The sequence below is a fragment of the Halorubrum tibetense genome, from assembly GCF_055396225.1.
This window is the reverse complement of the sequence record NZ_AP043742.1, coordinates 762,263-779,007: the sequence shown is the minus strand read 5'-3', so window position 1 is coordinate 779,007 and position 16,745 is coordinate 762,263. Positions and strand designations below refer to the sequence as shown.

Annotated in this window: 22 protein-coding genes; 16 read left to right on the top strand and 6 right to left on the bottom strand. The window is 66.8% G+C overall.

Annotated features, from left to right (window positions below):
- The first annotated feature begins 20 nt into the window (after positions 1–20).
- Entirely contained in the window at positions 21–734 is a 714-nt protein-coding gene (locus ACZ5TV_RS03875) for an SGNH/GDSL hydrolase family protein (protein WP_464384124.1), read from the top strand.
- Positions 735–788: 54 nt separating this feature from the next.
- Here ACZ5TV_RS03875 and ACZ5TV_RS03870 read toward each other — a convergent pair whose 3' ends face one another.
- Both ACZ5TV_RS03870 and ACZ5TV_RS03865 read right to left on the bottom strand, forming a co-directional pair.
- Positions 789–2,690 (bottom strand): S9 family peptidase, encoded by a 1,902-nt coding sequence (locus ACZ5TV_RS03870; protein WP_379783371.1) that lies wholly within the window; start codon positions 2,688–2,690, stop codon positions 789–791.
- Between the two features lie 94 nt (positions 2,691–2,784).
- A complete protein-coding gene (locus ACZ5TV_RS03865; protein ID WP_464384123.1) occupies positions 2,785–3,747 on the bottom strand; it encodes a M48 family metallopeptidase in 963 nt (320 codons plus the stop codon).
- Between the two features lie 220 nt (positions 3,748–3,967).
- Between ACZ5TV_RS03865 and ACZ5TV_RS03860 the strand changes: the two genes are divergently transcribed.
- Positions 3,968–5,050 carry an aminopeptidase gene (locus tag ACZ5TV_RS03860; RefSeq protein ID WP_379782551.1) on the top strand — a complete coding sequence of 361 codons (1,083 nt, stop codon included), beginning with the start codon at positions 3,968–3,970 and terminating at the stop codon, positions 5,048–5,050.
- A 134-nt stretch (positions 5,051–5,184) separates the two neighbouring features.
- Positions 5,185–5,469, top strand: a complete 285-nt coding sequence (locus ACZ5TV_RS03855) for an amphi-Trp domain-containing protein (protein ID WP_379782549.1) — start codon at positions 5,185–5,187, stop codon at positions 5,467–5,469.
- A 20-nt stretch (positions 5,470–5,489) separates the two neighbouring features.
- On the opposite strand, the gene ACZ5TV_RS03850 is transcribed toward ACZ5TV_RS03855, so the two are convergent.
- A complete protein-coding gene (locus ACZ5TV_RS03850) occupies positions 5,490–6,065 on the bottom strand; it encodes a response regulator (RefSeq protein ID WP_379782546.1) in 576 nt (191 codons plus the stop codon).
- A 232-nt stretch (positions 6,066–6,297) separates the two neighbouring features.
- On the opposite strand from ACZ5TV_RS03850, the gene pan2 reads away from it, so the two are divergent.
- The 8 genes from pan2 (at position 6,298) to ACZ5TV_RS03810 (ending at position 10,639) form a co-directional block, all read left to right on the top strand.
- On the top strand, positions 6,298–7,521 hold the full coding sequence (gene pan2 / locus ACZ5TV_RS03845) for a proteasome-activating nucleotidase Pan2 (protein WP_464384122.1): 1,224 nt from the start codon (positions 6,298–6,300) through the stop codon (positions 7,519–7,521).
- Positions 7,522–7,608: 87 nt separating this feature from the next.
- A complete protein-coding gene (locus ACZ5TV_RS03840) occupies positions 7,609–8,154 on the top strand; it encodes a pyruvoyl-dependent arginine decarboxylase (protein ID WP_464384121.1) in 546 nt (181 codons plus the stop codon).
- Between the two features lie 67 nt (positions 8,155–8,221).
- On the top strand, positions 8,222–8,599 hold the full coding sequence (locus tag ACZ5TV_RS03835) for a DUF5811 family protein (protein ID WP_379783023.1): 378 nt from the start codon (positions 8,222–8,224) through the stop codon (positions 8,597–8,599).
- Between the two features lie 197 nt (positions 8,600–8,796).
- Positions 8,797–9,072, top strand: a complete 276-nt coding sequence (locus tag ACZ5TV_RS03830) for a hypothetical protein (RefSeq protein ID WP_379783025.1) — start codon at positions 8,797–8,799, stop codon at positions 9,070–9,072.
- 94 nt (positions 9,073–9,166) lie between these two features.
- A complete protein-coding gene (locus ACZ5TV_RS03825; RefSeq protein ID WP_379783027.1) occupies positions 9,167–9,412 on the top strand; it encodes an AbrB/MazE/SpoVT family DNA-binding domain-containing protein in 246 nt (81 codons plus the stop codon).
- Positions 9,409–9,795, top strand: coding sequence for a PIN domain-containing protein (locus tag ACZ5TV_RS03820; protein ID WP_379783029.1), 387 nt, complete (start codon positions 9,409–9,411; stop codon positions 9,793–9,795). The genes ACZ5TV_RS03825 and ACZ5TV_RS03820 overlap by 4 nt, the downstream gene beginning before the upstream one ends.
- A 297-nt stretch (positions 9,796–10,092) precedes the next feature.
- Positions 10,093–10,365 carry a ribbon-helix-helix domain-containing protein gene (locus tag ACZ5TV_RS03815; protein ID WP_379783031.1) on the top strand — a complete coding sequence of 91 codons (273 nt, stop codon included), beginning with the start codon at positions 10,093–10,095 and terminating at the stop codon, positions 10,363–10,365.
- Positions 10,358–10,639 (top strand): type II toxin-antitoxin system RelE family toxin, encoded by a 282-nt coding sequence (locus tag ACZ5TV_RS03810; protein ID WP_379783033.1) that lies wholly within the window; start codon positions 10,358–10,360, stop codon positions 10,637–10,639. The genes ACZ5TV_RS03815 and ACZ5TV_RS03810 overlap by 8 nt, the downstream gene beginning before the upstream one ends.
- Before the next feature lie 27 nt (positions 10,640–10,666).
- Here the strand turns inward: ACZ5TV_RS03810 and ACZ5TV_RS03805 are convergent, their stop codons facing one another.
- Both ACZ5TV_RS03805 and ACZ5TV_RS03800 read right to left on the bottom strand, forming a co-directional pair.
- Positions 10,667–10,963: a chorismate mutase gene (locus tag ACZ5TV_RS03805; RefSeq protein ID WP_379783035.1), complete on the bottom strand. Its 297-nt coding sequence runs from the start codon at positions 10,961–10,963 to the stop codon at positions 10,667–10,669.
- Positions 10,953–11,921 (bottom strand): shikimate kinase, encoded by a 969-nt coding sequence (locus ACZ5TV_RS03800; RefSeq protein WP_464384120.1) that lies wholly within the window; start codon positions 11,919–11,921, stop codon positions 10,953–10,955. Before ACZ5TV_RS03800 ends, ACZ5TV_RS03805 begins: the two co-directional genes overlap by 11 nt.
- Positions 11,922–12,068: 147 nt before the next feature.
- Here ACZ5TV_RS03800 and ACZ5TV_RS03795 point away from each other — a divergent pair, with 147 nt between their 5' ends.
- From ACZ5TV_RS03795 to ACZ5TV_RS03785, 3 genes are read left to right on the top strand one after another with little or no spacing between them, the layout of a single operon-like run.
- A complete protein-coding gene (locus tag ACZ5TV_RS03795) occupies positions 12,069–12,527 on the top strand; it encodes a DUF5796 family protein (protein WP_379782213.1) in 459 nt (152 codons plus the stop codon).
- Positions 12,524–12,760: a DUF7508 domain-containing protein gene (locus tag ACZ5TV_RS03790; protein ID WP_379782211.1), complete on the top strand. Its 237-nt coding sequence runs from the start codon at positions 12,524–12,526 to the stop codon at positions 12,758–12,760. Before ACZ5TV_RS03795 ends, ACZ5TV_RS03790 begins: the two co-directional genes overlap by 4 nt.
- 2 nt (positions 12,761–12,762) lie before the next feature.
- On the top strand, positions 12,763–13,602 hold the full coding sequence (locus ACZ5TV_RS03785) for a glycerophosphodiester phosphodiesterase (RefSeq protein ID WP_379782209.1): 840 nt from the start codon (positions 12,763–12,765) through the stop codon (positions 13,600–13,602).
- 137 nt (positions 13,603–13,739) lie between these two features.
- Here ACZ5TV_RS03785 and chrA read toward each other — a convergent pair whose 3' ends face one another.
- Positions 13,740–15,122, bottom strand: coding sequence for a chromate efflux transporter (chrA, locus tag ACZ5TV_RS03780; RefSeq protein ID WP_379782207.1), 1,383 nt, complete (start codon positions 15,120–15,122; stop codon positions 13,740–13,742).
- A 403-nt stretch (positions 15,123–15,525) separates the two neighbouring features.
- On the opposite strand from chrA, the gene ACZ5TV_RS03775 reads away from it, so the two are divergent.
- Positions 15,526–16,488, top strand: coding sequence for a phosphate ABC transporter substrate-binding protein PstS family protein (locus tag ACZ5TV_RS03775; RefSeq protein ID WP_379782205.1), 963 nt, complete (start codon positions 15,526–15,528; stop codon positions 16,486–16,488).
- Positions 16,489–16,497: 9 nt separating this feature from the next.
- Complete coding sequence (locus ACZ5TV_RS03770) at positions 16,498–16,689, top strand: hypothetical protein (protein WP_379782203.1); 192 nt, start codon at positions 16,498–16,500, stop codon at positions 16,687–16,689.
- The last annotated feature ends 56 nt before the right edge of the window (positions 16,690–16,745 follow it).

Below are 16,745 nucleotides of genomic sequence, written 5' to 3'. Positions count from 1 at the left end.
CCGCGGTGCTGGCTGGTCGTATGCGACGCCTCTCCCGTCGTCACTTGCTTCGGGCGGGAGTCATGGGCGGGGTAGCCGCCGTCGCGGGGTGTGGAACCCGAGACTCGGCGTCGTTTCTCACGCTCGGCGACTCCTACACCGTCGGGAGCGGCGTCAGCCGCGAGGACCGGTGGACGACCCGGCTGCCGGAGCGCCTCCAAGCGCACGGGCACGCGCTCGACGACCCGACGGTCGTCGCGGACGGCGGGTGGACGGCGGACGACCTCCGCGAAGCGACGCGCGAACGCGAGCTCGCTTCCGGGGGCGATGGGGACGCCCAGCGTCCGGGATCCGACCTCGTCACCCTCTGTATCGGCGCGAACGACGCGTTTCAGGGGCGGCCGGCCGCGGAGTTCCGCCCGCGGTTCGAGACCCTCTTGGCGTCCGCTATCGGGTACGCGGGCGACCGGCCGGAGAGCGTGCTCGTCCTCACGATCCCCGACTACACGCTAACCCCGGTCGGACAGCAGCACGACCCCGACACCAACCGCGACCGACTCGACGCCTACAACGGGATCGTCGAGGACGCCTCGGCGGCGCGCGGGGCTCGACTCGTGGACCTCGTCGCGCCGTCCCGGCGGGTCGCCGACGAGCCGGAGCTGGTCGCCGACGACGGGCTCCACCCGTCACCCCGGCAGCACGGGCTGTGGCTCGACAGGATCGCCCCCGTCGCCGCGGAGGCCCTCGCTGACTGACCGGGCGCGAATCGCGGCCACGACGACTCGGTCGTCGGCCGTGATCGCGCTGTGTTAGTCGTCAGCCCCGACCCCGGCCGGTTCGGTGCCGACCCGCCGCGCGAGGAAGTCGTCGAGCAGCCGGAACGTGCGGAGCTTCTGGTCCTGATCGGAGGAGGCGTGGCCCTCCTCGCCGAGCTCGCGGTACTCGAAGTCGGCGTCCTCACCCTCCTCATAGCCGGCGTCGAGGAGCGCGTCACGGAAAATACGCGCCTGCGACACCGGAACGCGGCGGTCGTTGACGCCGTGGATCGAAAAGAGGGGTGCGTCGACGTTCTCGACGTGGGTGACCGGCGAGCGCTCCTCGTACAGATCCGGGTTCTCCTCGGGCGTGCCGAGGTACGTCTCCAGCAGCTCCGTCCGGAAGTGCGGCATCGTGTTCTCGAACATGTCGACGAGGTCGGTCACCCCGATCCACGCGATGCCGGCGTCGTACAGATCGGGGTACTGGACGAGCTGCCAGTAGGCGGAGTAGCCGCCGTAGGAACCGCCGAAGACGACGACGCGGTCCTCGTCGAGCCAGTCGTACTCATCGAGAGCGTGTTCGACGCCGATGGCGACGTCCCCCTGCTCGGCCCCGCCCCAGTCGTCGTGGAGCTCACGGACGAACGACCGGCCGCGCCCGGTCGACCCCCGGTAGTTGATCTTGAGCACGGAGAACCCGCGCGAGACGAGCACCTGCGTGTACAGGTCGAACCGCTTCGTGTCGCGTGCCCGCGGTCCCCCGTGCGGGTTGACGATGAGCGGCGAGGGTCGCTCGCCGGAGTCGTACAGCAGCGCCCCGATCTCGAACGTCTCGTAGGGGTCGTGCTCGACCGCCGCTTGCGGCGTCTCTGGCACGCCGTCGGAGTCGAACGTAACGTACTCGGCGTCCGCGAAGTCCTCCGAGGAGAACGGGCCGTACTCGGGTTCGACGAGCGTCTCGTACTCGTGTGTCGAGAGGTCGTACGCCACGAGCTCCGTCCGCGTCGTCGGCGAGGTGTGTGTGAGCAACACCCGGTCGTCGCCGAGGATCGGGTTCCCGGCCCCGCCGAAGCTCGCGACCCCGTCAGGGAGGTCGAACTCCGTCGCCTCCCCGGTTTCGAGGTCGTACACGACGGGGACGGTGACCGCGTCACGGGCGCGGGTGCCGATGGCGCGCTCCCCGTCCGGCAGGAACGCGGTGGGCGACTCCTCGTACGCGTCGTCGCCGAGCCAGGCGACCGACTCGGACGCCGTGTCGTACACCCCGACTCGACCGAGGTCCGGCGAGTTGTCCCCGACTAGCAGCCGTTGCCCGTCGGGGCCCCAGTCCGCCGGGGCGGACTCGGCTCCGACTTCGCCCAGCGCGAGGTTCCGCGGGTTCGACCCGTCGGCGTCGGCGATGTACACGTCGCGGTTGTCGTAGTCGTCGCGCTCGTTCGTGGTGTAGGCGACCCGCTCGCAGTCCGGCGAGAGAACCGCTCCGCCGGTCGCGCGGTCGTACTCGGTGATCTTCTCCGTCTCGTCGGTATCCAGGTCGTGTCGGTACAGGTTCATCTGTCCGCCGCGACTCGACCCGAGGATCAGGGTTCGACCGTCCTCGCCCACGTCGTTGAGGACGACCTGGCCGTCCATCTCGACGACGGGTTCGACCGCACCGTCGCGCGATATCGCGTGGAGGTCGTTCTGTTCGTCGCCGTCCTCGTCGACGTGGAAGAAGACGCGCTCGCCGTCCGCGCTCCAGTTCACGAACCAGCGGGCGTTCCGGGGAACGTCACCGTCGCTCCACTGCGTCCGCTCACCCGAGTCCGCGTCGAGCACGTGGAGCTCGTTGCGTCCGGTGACGTCGTAGTACGCCGCGACCTCGTCGCCGTCCGGGGAGGCGGTCGGATGCGCGAGCGTCGGGAGGCTCGCGAGCGCTTCGAGCACGTCGTCGGTGTCTACGGCCTCGCTCATTCTTGAACCCACGATCCGACGCCAGGGGCATAAACGCCCGCGTAGCGGCCTCGCATTCCCCCACCGCTTCCCTCCCGATCTGCGTCTCGGGCGCTCACCGGACTGGCGTACCGGTCGATCCCTCTCGGACCGGTCCCAGACGCGCTGCCTCGGCCCGCCGCCGGAGCCGCTCGACTCGCTCGTCCACCGACGGGTGCGTGGAGAGCCACCGCTCGATCGCCTCGTCCGTCTCGCGGTGCGTCGACAGCGGCGCGAACGGCCACGCGGGCTCGGTCGCCCGCTCGATCCGACGGAGCGCACGCGCCAGCGCGAGCGGGTTCCCGGTCACCTCGGCGGCGCGGTCGTCGGCCGCGAACTCCCGGTTCCGTGAACGCGTTCGAACGAGCAGCGTCGCGAGCACGAAGCCGCCGATCAGCCCCGCCACGAGGCCGCGGCGGAGCCGCGAGAACACGCCCGACCGATCGCCGGGTCGCCCCCGGATCCACGCCGACCCCGCTGCCAGTCCGGAGAGCACTAACAGCGCTGGGACCGCCGACAGCGTCGCGACCCCGACGAGCGTCCGAGCGAGCCCGTCCGCGACCGCGGTAACGACCCCGTCGTTCGCCTCCAGGTGGGCGAGCTCGTGTGCGAGGATCGCCTCGATCTCCGGTGCGGAAAGGAGCCGGAACAGCGAGCGGTCCATCACGAGCGCGCCGCCGTCGTCCCCGCCGACCGCGAACGCGTTCGGCGTGTGGAGGTCCGCGACGTACAGCGTCGGCCGCGCGACGTCCATCCGGGCGACGAGCTCGTCGAGTCGCCGGTGGAGCCCCGGGGCTTGAGCACGGGGGACGCTGTCGGACTCGATAGCCGTGACGAGCCGGGTGGTCCCGAACCGGTAGCTGAGATACGTCGACAGGACGGCCGCGACGACGAGGAGGGCGGCGAGTTCGAGGAGCCCCGGCACGAGCGACCAGAGGACGCGGAACCCCTCGACGACGAGCAGCGCCGCGAGCAGGTAGCCGACGAGAAGGGAGACGCCGACCGTCGCCGCGACGAGCCGGAACGCGATCCGGGCCATGGTCCGTCTACGCGGGGCGGGGTCAAACCCGTTGTGTACGGTTTCGTTGCCGCACACGGTCGCTACCCCGCACGGCGTATCCATCTGCCGTAGGCCGTATCCGTCTGCCGTAGGCCGTGTCCATCTGCCGTAGGCCGCTCCTGTCTGCCGTAGGCCGCTCCCCGCCGTCTCGGGACGCGGAAAGGAAAACGGTAATCCGTCGGGGCGAGACGAACGGGACATGGACGCACGCGTACGTGAACACGCCGAGATCATCGCGGACCACTCGACCGGGATCGAGTCGGGCGACGACGTCGTCATCCAGCTGCCGACGGAGGCCGAGGACCTCGCTGTCGCCCTCCACGAGGTCTGTGGCGACCGAGGGGCGAACCCGGTGTATCTGAACTACTCGAAACGGGCCGATCGGGCGTTCAAACGCGCCGCCGACGGGTTCGAGGAGCCGGCCCACCGGCGCGCGCTGTACGAGGAGACGGACGTGTTCGTCATCGCCCGTGGGGGCGCGAACGTCACCGAGGACGCCGACGTCGCGCCGGAGACGAACGCCGCGTACAACCGGGCGATGGAGGACGTGAAACGCGAGCGGCTCTCGAAGACGTGGTGTCTCACGGGGTACCCGACACCGGCGCAAGCCCAGCTCGCCGGGATGAGCACCGAGGCCTACGAGAACTTCGTCTGGGACGCGGTCTCGCTCGACTGGGACGCACAACGGGAGTTCCAAGCCCAACTGGTCGATATCCTGAACGACGCCGACGAGGTCCGGATCCGGTCCGGCGACGACACCGACGTTACGATGCGGATCGCCGGCAACGAGGCGCTCAACGACCACGGCGAGGCGAACCTCCCTGGCGGCGAGGTGTTCACTGCCCCGGTCCGCGACAGCGTCCAGGGCGAGGTCCACTTCGACCTCCCGCTGTACCGGTACGGCCGCGAGATCGACGGCGTCCGCCTTCGATTCGAAGACGGGCGAGTCGTCTCACATTCGGCCGAGCGCAACGAGGAGCTCCTCACCGGGATCCTCGACACCGACGAGGGGTCGCGCTATCTCGGGGAGCTCGGGATCGGGATGAACCGTCAGATCGACCGGTTCACGTACAACATGCTGTTCGACGAGAAGATGGGCGACACCGTCCACATGGCCGTCGGCTCCGCGTACCCCGAAACGGTCGGCGAGGGGAACGAGACCAACGAGTCCGCCGAACACGTCGACATGATCGTCGACATGAGCGAGGACTCCACTATCGAGGTCGACGGCGAGGTCGTCCAGCGCGACGGGACGTTCGTGTTCGAAGACGGGTTCCGATAACGGCGGCTCGGTCCGTCCGTTTGAACCGGCCGTCCGAGCCGCTTGCTCGCCCGTCCGAGCCGCTTGTTCGGCCGGCTCCCGATCAGGGGGCGTGCCCGAGCGGGTTTATATGCCCACAGCGCGTTCTCCCGGGCATGCCTGAAGAAGTCCTCTTCGAGTCGGAAAGCGGTCGGACTCGCGCGGAGATCGCCTCGTACCTCCGAACCGTCGCGGACGCACTGGAGGCCGGCGAGAGTATCACGCTCGCCGCCGGCGACCAATCGGTGACGATGGACCCGCCGTCGCGACCGACGTTCGAGGTGAAAGCGGAACGGGAGGGCCCCGCCGACGGGCCCGGCGAGCTCAGCATCGAGTTCGAGCTGGAGTGGGACGAGCACGGCGGCGACGGCGCTGCCGGCGGTGACCTACGGATCGAATAACTCCACCCGACCCCCTCGATCTAGGGTGCGTGGCTAGTGATCTCGACGAACGCGTCCTCCGCCGAGAGGTGATCGAGCGTCTCGTCGACCTCCGAACGGACCGAACGGATCCGGTCCATCAACTCCTCGTACTCTTCCGTTCCGGTCATCCCGGAGGCTTCGAGCGCCGCCTTCTTCGAGGCGAGCGCGAAGAACCGCTGGCTCCGTTCGTCGAACGCCGCCCGATGGAGCAGCACTTCGACGAGCGCGACGAGATCCTCGCGGGTGACCGGCTTCGTTTTGTAGTCGTCGAACGGCATGTCGACGATGTCGACGTCGGGTTCGACCGCGGTCAGCATGGCGACCCGCGCGTCGTATCCCTCCTCGCGGATCGCGTCGAGCACCTCGTGACCCGACATCTTCGGCATCCGTCGGTCGAGCAACACGACGTCGACGGTGTCGTCCATCATCGAGAGCGCTTCTTCGCCGCCGGTCGCGACGCGGACGTCGTAGGCGTCATCGAGATACACCCGATACAGCTCCGCCAGGTCGGGTTCGTCGTCGACGGCGAGGACCGTTGGGGAGGGCTCGTCCGCGGTCAACTGAGGGTCGGTCATGACCCCTTGGTCGCGGTCGGTTGGCTACTCGCGGCGACCGGTTTCGGCCCGCGAGCGGTTGCGTTTCGTCGACTCATACGTGTCGATTTCCCGTTCGTCGGCATAAAACCCACCGGGTAATTTATCAACTGTGATACTCTCGGTGGGACCCATCGAGCGCCGCTGCTCTGCGGCCGTCGAACCGCCGTGACCCAAAGGCACATTTACGGGCACGCCGTACGACGGGTAACGAATGTCTCATAGTCCTTCACTCCCCGATCGCCCTCGTCTGGAACTCGATCCGGAGATGAGCGAGGCGGAGCGGCTGGAGGCGATACGGCAACACTACCGCCGCATCGTCCGGATGAACGACGAGCTGGCCGACCGGCTCGACGACGCCCGCGGGCGGCGCGGCGAGCTAAAATCCGACGTCGACGAGCTGAAACGCGAGAACGAAGTGCTGAAGACGTCCTCGCTGTACATCGCCTCGGTCGAAGAGATCACCGAAGATGGGGTCGTCATCAAACAGCACGGAAACAACCAGGAAGTGTTGACACAGACGGCGACCCGTCTGAACGCCGACCTCCGTCCCGGCGACCGCGTCGCGATCAACGACTCGTTCGCGGTCCAGCAGGTGCTCGACGACGAGACGGATTCACGCGCACAGGCGATGGAGGTCACGGCGTCGCCGGACGTCACCTACGACGACATCGGCGGCATCGACGATCAGATCCGTGAGGTCCGCGAGGCGGTCGAGGACCCGCTCGAGAACCCGGAGCAGTTCGAGACGGTCGGTGTCGAGCCCCCGAGCGGCGTGCTGCTCCACGGCCCGCCGGGGACGGGGAAGACGATGCTGGCGAAAGCGGTCGCCAACGAGTCGGACGCGACGTTCATCAAGATGGCCGGCTCCGAGCTCGTTCGGAAGTTCATCGGCGAGGGGGCTCGGCTCGTCCGTGACCTGTTCGAGCTGGCGGCCGACCGCGAGCCCGCGGTGATCTTCATCGACGAGATCGACGCCGTCGCCTCGAAACGGACCGACTCGAAGACCTCCGGCGACGCCGAGGTCCAGCGGACGATGATGCAGCTGCTCAGCGAGATGGACGGGTTCGACGAGCGCGGCGAGATCCGCATCATGGCGGCCACGAACCGTTTCGATATGCTCGACGAAGCGATCCTCCGACCCGGTCGCTTCGACCGCCTCATCGAGGTGCCCGAGCCCGGTCCTGAAGGTCGCGAGCGCATCCTCGAGATCCACACCCGCGACATGAACGTCGCCGACGACGTCGACGTCGGTGTCGTTGCCCGCGAGCTCGAGGGGTACAGCGGCGCGGATATCGCCTCGCTCGCGACGGAAGCGGGGATGTTCGCCATCCGTGACGGGCGGACCGAAGTCGTTCAGGCCGACTTCGAGCAGGCGCGCGCGAAGCTCCAAGACGCGGAAAACACCGACGAGCGCGTCATCAATTACCAGTACTGAGCGGTCCGCGGAGCGCGCCTGTTCGCCGCCGCTGGCCCTCTCAGCCGATCCGTAACCCCTTACCACGAACGTCGTCGAACTCCGCTAATGAACACGATCCACGTCGCTGGCGGCGTCGGTGTCGCCGACACGGCGATGGCTTCCTACGATTCCGCGCTTGCGGACGCGAACCTCCACAACTACAACCTCGTCGCGGTCTCCTCCGTCGTCCCGGCGGACGCCGCGGTCACGCGGGTCGAGCGGGCTCCCGACCTCGGCCCCGCGGGCAACCGACTCACCGTCGTCGAGGCGCGCCGGACGGTCGGCCCGAGCGACGAAGTCGATTTCCGAGAGGGCGGGCGCTCGGGGGCGGAAGACGCCGCTAACAAGCGCGCGCCGCGCCGCCGTCCCGATGTCGCCGCCGGACTCGGCTGGGCGACCGGTCCGGGCCCCGGCCTCTTCTATGAGGTCACCGGCGAGGACGCCGACGACGTTCGCGACCGGATCCACGCGGGACTGGACGCGGGTGCGGACCTGCGCGAGTGGGAGCTCACCGACCGCTCGGTCCACGTCGAGGCCGCGCCGGCGACGCCCGACCGCTACACGACCGCAGTGACGATCGCGGCGTACGGTCGGTCGGAGCCCGTCCTCTGAACCGCCTCGCAGCACTGTCATCGCCGACGCCTTTTTGAATCAGCTCCGCGTACGGCACGTGTCTTCGATGAACGGCAATAACCCGTACGCCGGTCCGCCGGGCGTAACGAACGCGGGCGAGCCCGCGCCCGTCGATCTCTCCCCGGAACAGGAACGGCGTCTCAGGCGGACGGTCGCCGGGATCGTCTCGCGCACCGAATCGTACCTCCCGGACAGCTACGCCGTCGGTTCGGAGCTCTCGGTCGGGGCCGACGGCCCCCAGGCGACTGTCGCCGTCAACCCGCCCGCCGGTCATCCCGTTTCCGCCGGGTTCGCCCCCGACAGCGACGAGCTTGAGGCCGGGATCGCCGACGCCGACGCCGACGAGGTCGCTCGCGGCCTCGCCGCCAGCGCCGCGCTACAGGTCATGGACGCCGTCGGCGACGTGACGCCGACCGCGAAGTGACCGTCGGCCTGTGAGCACTCGGTAGGGGGATGCCGGGACGGCGCTCGACACCATCTCCGATCGTGAGACGGCTAACGGTTCTCTCGGTGCATCTCGTCGTTTAGGTCGCTGAAATACATACTATCTCCTGTCCCTTCTACGGAATCCATGGGTAATAGTGGGTAAAACTACGCGCGGTGGATTCGTACCGTTCCCGGATGAAGGTCGACGCAACGGACCTCAAAACGAACGAGACGGACGACCGGGGCCGCGTCTACCTCGGCACCGAGTACGCGAACAAGCGCGTAACCGTCGTCGCCGTTGAGGTGGAGTCCGCCCGCCCGGACGACGACGAGCTAGCAGCCGCCAATCGGGAGGCTTCCGAGCGTGCGGAGGCGCTCGCCGGGGAGTGGAGCGAAACGTCCGACGAAGCGTGGCGCCGTCTCGATCGAGCTACCGGCTCTCTCGTTGCTCCACCTTGTTCAAATGGATGAAATCCACCATACAAGCTACTGAAACGTCCCGTCAAACACCACTAATCGGATTTTGGTGGTAGGATTCTTTATCCATGGTAACATAGTGCCAGTTATGTCAACAGAGACGGACGGGCAGGGGCGGCTGTACATCCCGAAAGAGGTGCGCGAGAAGTACGGCCAGAAGTATCACATCGTCATGTACGAGGACAGAATCGAGCTGATTCCGGTAGCGGACGACCCGCTCGCTGCTGTCCGCGAGGCAGCAGGCGAACTTCAAAATGCATCTGTCGAGGAGATCCGAGAGGACATCGAGGCGGCGGCCAAAGACGAAGCTGAGGAAGCCGGCGGGGACGGATGACGGTGTACGTCGAGACGGATTTCCTGCTCGCACTCGCCAAAGATACCGACTGGTTACAGAGCTCCGCAGAGGATGTCCTCGTCGAGTACAACGTCGAAACGTCGCCGTTCTCGTATCTCGAACTCCTCCTCGCCCGGGAGCGTCACGAGTTCGACTACGTTCCGCTGGTGGCGAACCTGCTTGAACTCGTTCCTGTACAAAACGAGGAGGAGAAACAGATCGTGTTGAAAGCCGTCAACTACTACGACGAGGGAATGACGCCGTTTGACGCCTTCCACGCAGCGACAGCGGAAACGCGTGGGATGGGCGTACTCTCTTCCGAGAAAGACTACGAAGAGATCGAAGTCGAACGGGTCCCACTGGAGCCGACCCACGAAGAGTAACCCGTCATGACCACGTGTGCGACGGACTCGATCGAATCTTCCGGCTGCTCACCGAGTCCAAAATTCGGACGGTGGGGCGAAAATCGACACCCTCGTCCACTAATACGCGGATAGAAGTCACGTAATAGCCGTTCTCCCCCTACCGACTCTCTCTTTGCTCTACCTTGTTCAGGTAGTCGACTGATGTCACAGATTCTGCACCGATTGCCGCTATCTTCGATGTTGGACCGGACATTCTATTAGAGGAGCGCCAGCGCTGGCCGAAGCTTCTTGTGTAGTACGTGCGTACTACAAAATATGGCACAGTCGGATACGACTGCCGACGGGAACGACGAGAAGGTCAACCTTCGGCTTCCGAAGAGATTCCTCGCGGACCTCGACGAACAGTGGCAGGAACAGGGGTACAACTCGCGGTCAGAGTTCATGCGCGAAGCCTTACGAGACGCGGTGTACGGAACTCGGCTCTCGAAGCGGGCACTCGAAGACCTACTGGAGAGCGAACGACAGTTCGAGGAGGGCGAGACGGTGAGCGCGGAGGAAGCCCGCGAACGCTTCGGTACGGATGAGTGAAGCATGGACATGGGAGCTATCCGACCGAGCAGCCGACGGACTCGGTTCTCTCGACGATGAAACCCAACAGCGAGTTCTCGACAAGCTCGATGGCGTGATTTCGGACGAGTTCCGCGAGCCACCGGACTTCGCCAAGCCGCTGACCGGCGCGAAACCGTGGCAGTCGTTACGGGTCGGTGACTACCGAGTTATCGCGCGATTCGACCGTGAAACACGAGTGGTGCAGGTCGGCGCGGTCGGGCACCGGTCGTCTATTTACGACGAGTTTCCCTGAAGTGGAACGTCTCGGGATACGACGGATTCACCGCGATTCGCGTTGCTCTACCTTGTTCAACTCGATCAGTAGCCGGAAGATCGCTTTCACGAGGTTCGCGTCGACATCGAACCGCTCGGCGTTCGCCCCGGCACGTTCCATCACGCGTTCCTCTTGGCCTTCGTCCGTAGTCGGGAGATCACGCTCCGCCTTCACGGCGGCGACCGTGTCGGCGACGTAGGTCCGGCGGGCGATCAGTTCGACGATCTCGCGGTCGATGTCCTCGATCTCTTGGCGGAGCTCGTCGAGGCTCATCTCCTCGGGGTTGGGTGTGTCAGTGCTCATTGGTGGTCTCAGTAATGGTCGCGCCGTCGTTTCGGGTCGTCGTCCGTCGCAGCGTGCCGGGCCGCTCTCCCCAGCGGTCCGCGAGCGCGTCGAGGTCGGCGTCGGGGTCCCCCGGCGTCGCGACGGCGACGACGCTCGGGCCGGTCCCTGACAGCGAGACGCCGGACGCGAGCGGCATCGCCTCCACGGTGGGATCGGTGTCGAAGTCCAGCGCGGCCGAGAAGGCGAGCCCGTTGACGCTCATCGCCTCCGTGTATCGGCCGGCGGTGGCGAGGTCGTCGACGAGCTCGGCCATCGACGCGACGTCGCCACAGCGGTCGACATCGGCGTCCGCGCTGAACGCGCGCTCCGGTGGTGTCCAGACGAGCACGTCCCAGTCGACCGGCTCCCGCGCTCGGAGCCGGTCCTCCGTGTTGTCGGTGAGACAGACGCCGCCGAGCATCGAGGCGGTCGCGTCGTCGAACGCGCCGGTGACGGTGACGCCCGCGTCCCGAGCCGCACGGACCCCTAGGCGACAGGCGTCAAGCCGGGTCACGTCCGGGTCGTCGCTCGCGCCCGTATTCCTGCCCGCGCCCGCTCCACCGGAGCCGCCCTCGTCGCCGACGCTGTCGCCCCCGTCGCCGACGGTCAGCCCGAGCGCCGCGCAGGTCGCGAGAACGGTCGCGTTAGCGGCCGCGCTGGAGCTCTTCAACCCCGCGGCGAGTGGGACGTCGCTGTCGGTGCGGACGGTGCCGCCCTCGCCGTTCCCCCAGCGGTCGACGGCGAGCTCGACGCAGCGCTCGATCAGCGCCGTGTCGGCGTCCGGGGCCTCGGTGATCGTCCCCGCGACTCCGTCCCGGTCGGGGTCGAGCTCGACGGTCGCGCGGGTCTCGACATCGATCCCGAACGCCGCGCCGCTCCCGGTCGCGAGCGCGTTCAACACGGTGCCCGCGCCGAGCGCGGCTGCCCGTCCCTCCATGCCTTCACCGCGGACGAGCGCGCGCAAAGGGTTAGCGATCGCGGCGAGTCTCTCGGTCGGGTGATACGCTCTCGGTTCCGACGCGAGCCCGTCGTTCCTCCTCGGGCGAACGCGGCCCTTTTCACGGAGGCGAGCGGACGGATCCGCATGTCAGCACCGTCACGCGGCGACGTCCCGCCGACGTCGATCGGGGTCGACCTCCGCGAGGAGGGTGTCGTCGTCGAGTATCTCGACGGCCGAACGACGCTGTACCGCGGCGTCCCGGAGCCGGTCGAGGGGTCGATAACCGCCGGCCCGGGCAAGGAGACGCACGTCCTCGTCACGGACCCGACCGAGACGGAGGGCGTGATGACGTACGTGAACGATTACAAGACGGACGAGGCGATCTTAGAGGACTCCGGCGTCGGCCGCGTCATGGTGGAGAACGGCGAGACCGACGAGGTGTTCCCGGGCGTCGTCGTCGGGCGGACCGGCGAGCGCAACGAGGTGATCGCGGACCCCGAGGTCGCCGGCGGCCGCGTGTTCGTCTTCGTTGAGGACGGCTGGAGCGAGGGGAGCTTCGAGATCGTGGCCGGGCCGGATCGGGGGATCGACGCGTATCGATGAGCCTCGCGAAGCCGTGGCGCGAGCTGGACCGGGAGACGGTTCGGAGCGCGCCGAACCGGTACGCCTGTTACGAGCTCGGCGACGCCGACGGGACCACCCTCGGGTTCGGGGCGGGGATCCTCCGGGACGAGTTGAAAGAGGCGCTCGCGTACGGCGACGCCGAGCGAGTGCGGTGGGAGCTCGCCGAGTCGGCCGACCACGCGGCCCGGATCCGGGCCGACCACGGGGAGTGACCGTGCCGCTCGCACCCGACCGTGACCGCTCCCGTCTCCCCATCCCCTCGTTCCTCCTGGACACGCCCCCCGGAGGCGTGTTCCGGCTCGGCCATCGGGGGTGTTGTGGGCAGTACCCGGAGAACACGGTTGCCGCAGTCGAGGCGGCCGCGCCACACGTCGACGCGGTCGAGGTCGACGTGCGGGCGTGTGGGAGCGGGGAGCTCGTCGTGTTCCACGACGAGACGCTCGACCGCGTCACGGCCGGAAGCGGTCGGGTCGACGAGACGCCGTTCGCGACGATCCGCAACCTCGACGTGCTCGGGTCCGGCGAGCCGATCCCCACGCTCGACGACCTGCTCGACGCGATGGCCGCGCTCCCCGACCCGCCCGCGCTGGACGTCGAGATCAAGTCGTCCGAGTCCGAGACGTCCCGGGTCGCAGCGGCCGTCGTCGCGAAATGTGCGGCGGCCGATGTCGACGTCTTCTACTCGTCGTTCCACGAGCCGATACTCCGTGAGATCCGATCAGCCGACCCCGACGCCTCCCTCGCCGTCGTGTGTAGCGAGCGTCCCCGTGACGCGCTCGACCTCGCGGACGCCGTGGACGCGGTCGCCGTTCACCCGTGGAAGGCGCTGATACTCGACTCCGACGCGACGGACGGGGCAAGTGACGAGACGGTGGACGAGACGAGCGACGAGACGAGCGACGAGACGGTGGACACTGACGTCGAACTCGTCACGGCCGCCCACGACCGCGGACTCGTCGTGAACGCGTGGAGCGGTGAGACCGCGACGGAGATCCGGCAGCTTCGGGCGGCGGGCGTCGACGGCGTCATCGCCGACCGGTGGGATGTCTTCTGACTGGCCGACGTCTGTTGACCGGCGGACGCCTGCTGACCGGCGGACGCCTGCTGACCGGCCGAGAAGCCGGACGAGCGGCACGCTACGAGCTCCTCGGGACGCTGACCGAGTTGGCAGGCGGGAACGGTCGGCGGCGCTCACAACACGAAGAACGCCGCCATACCGATCCCACCTCCGCCGAAGATCAAGTACACAGCGTCGACGCCGCGGTGGAAGAGGACGAACGTGGCGAGCGCCAGGACGACCGTGAGCGGATCGAGAACCCCATCGACGACGAACGACTCACGCGCGAGTGTGACCGTCGCCCCGAGGATCGCCCCGACGACGGCAGCGTTGACGCCCGTCAGCGCCGTCTGGATCACGTCGTTCTCGCGGACCTTCGCGAAGTACGGGAAAAACCCCATAATGAAGACGAACGACGGGCCGAACGCGCCGATCGTCGCGACGAGCGCGCCGAGAACGGCGACCATCAGCAGTCCGCCGGAGGCGTCTAACAGCACCTTGTAGCCGACGAACGCGGTGGTCATCACGACCGGCCCGGGAGAGAGCTGTCCGATCGCGACCCCGTCGACGAACTCGCGGGCGGTCATCCACGCGAACTCGTTGACGACGTACTTCTCGATGAACGGAATGAGTACGAGCCCGCCGCCGTAAATAAACGACCCCGTGTAGAGCATGAACGCGAACAGCTGCACCCACGTGTTCGACCAGAGGAGGAGCAGTAGCCCCCAGATCGGCGAGGCCTCCAACGCGCTGCGCGCGCTCGGCCCGAGCAGGTCGAGGACCCGGTCGCGGAACGCGTAGCCGACAGCAGCGACGCTCCCGACGACCACACCGATGCTCACCGCCCGGAGGTTCGCTCGCACCCACGCCGATCGGTAGAGCGCCACGGCGATCAGTCCGGCGACGACGAAGGCGACGACCGGGTTCGGGTTCACGACCGCCGTGACGAGAACCGTCGCGACCAGTAACACGACGAGCAGGACGTCGACCTGCCAGGTGCTCCCGCGCACGTCGAACTCGAGGTCGGTCCGACCCTCCGCGAGCGCGGACTGCCCCATCGACCACGCCGCGCCGACGATGAGCCCGATGACGACTGGGTTGATCCCGTAAAAGAACGCCTCGACGGAGGGAACGGCCTGAAACGCGAAGTAGATCCACGAGAAGAGGACGACGAGCAGGAACGTCGGAAGCATGAACGCGCCGCCGGCGACGACCGCGCCGAGGTTCCCGCCGCGGACCCAGCCCAGGAAGATGCCGAGCTGCGTCGAGGCAGGGCCCGGCAGGGTGTTACAGATGGCGAGGCCCTCCATGAACGTCGACTGATCGGTCCAGCCGTCCGACGCCGGATCGTCGGGGTCGTCGTCGACGAGATCGTCCTCCATCATTGCGATGTGGACGAGTGGACCGCCGAAGCCGACGATCCCGATGTAGAGGAAGTAGCGCGCGATCTCCCGAAGCGTTTCCGGGGTCGCTTCACCCCGGTATGAGGCGACGTCCGCGGTCGACGTCTCGGTCATGTCGACGGCTCCCCACGGTTCGTCTCTCCCGCCGTGAACCGAACCCGTCCGTTACCGATCCCCATGGATCCGGATCGGACGGTGCCGATAAATAGGTTCTCCGTAGCCGTGAACGGTAGATAGCTCTCTCGAACGGGTCGACCGCGACCCGGCGACCGATCGGTCGACGACGACCTCCGACACGCCGGGTCGATTCCGGCGGACCCGTGAGCGGTCCGGTCGGCTAAGTACCCTCCCCGAGAACGGTTCTACCGGCGATCGTATCGAATCTTTGCTAATTACTACATATTTCTATATACCACTACGTCGCGACAATTGCGGTACTCACGGCTACTTGCTTCCCATGACCGTATTATATATCACATAGCATACTACTTAACCGAATCCGGCCTTCAGTTCGGTGATGGCACCCAGCCAGAACACGAACGGATCGGGCATCACTCGGCGGAAATCGCTTGCGGCGCTCGCGGGCGTCGGAACGTTGGCGGTGGCTGGCTGCTCCGATGACGACGGTGCGAATCTCACCATAGAGGCCTCGGGTTCGAACACGGTGCGACCACTTACCGATGCCGTCGGCGAAGCGTTCGAGGACTCGCGTGACGACGACGTCCGCGTCAACGTTCGTGGACCGGGCACCGGTGCGGGGTTCGAGGAGTTCACCCAGGGCGACACTGACATCCAGAACGCGAGCCGCGACATCTCCGAGGGGGAGCAGACTCGTGCCGACGAGAACGGGATCGACTTCACCCGGTTCACCGTCGGTCAGGACGGCCTCACGGTGTATCTTCACCCTGAAAACGACTGGGTTGACTACATTACCGCCGACGAACTCCAGCAGATTTACGACTTCGAATCCGACGTCGAGACCTGGAGTGATGTTCGCTCGGAGTGGCCCGATGAGGATATCGACGTCTGGAGCCGGGACACCGACTCCGGTACGTTCGACTTCTTCACCGAGGTGATCAACGGTGAGCCTGCTCGGGTCCGACAGGACGACATCACGATGCGTCAGGAGACCATCGCCATCGTCGACGGTGTCGCACAGAATCAGTTCGCCATCGGCTTCGGTGGCTGGAGCTACTGGCAGGAGAATCAGGACCGTGTTAACGCAGCTCCCGTCCAAGACCGCGGCGAGAGCGAGGCGTTCGCGCCGACCGTCGAGAACATCAACGCCGGTGACTACACGCCGCTGACACGGCCGCTGTTCACGTTCTACAACAACGATGCGTTCGAGCGGGAGGTCATCGTCGACTTCGCCCGGTTCTACTTCGACAACGTCCAAGACGTCGCACTGGACGTCGGCTTCTTCGGTGCGCCCGACGCGACACTCGACGAGAACCACGAGAAACTGGACGAACTGCTCTGAGGGCAGCTAATGAGTTCAGATACAGACCTCGAAATCACCGCCGCGGACGGTCGTATTGAGGCCGACCAGCGACGCAATAGCGTCGTCCGCGGCGTCCTCTTCGTTTGCATCTCGGTCACTATCCTCACGACCCTCGGTATCTTCTGGGTGCTGTTCAACGAGGCGACACACTTCTTTCGCTCTTCTGTAGGAGATTGTTGATACTGCTGAGCTGCTGCTGTCGAGTCGAAGAGGACAAGGACACCGCGTCAGCGGTG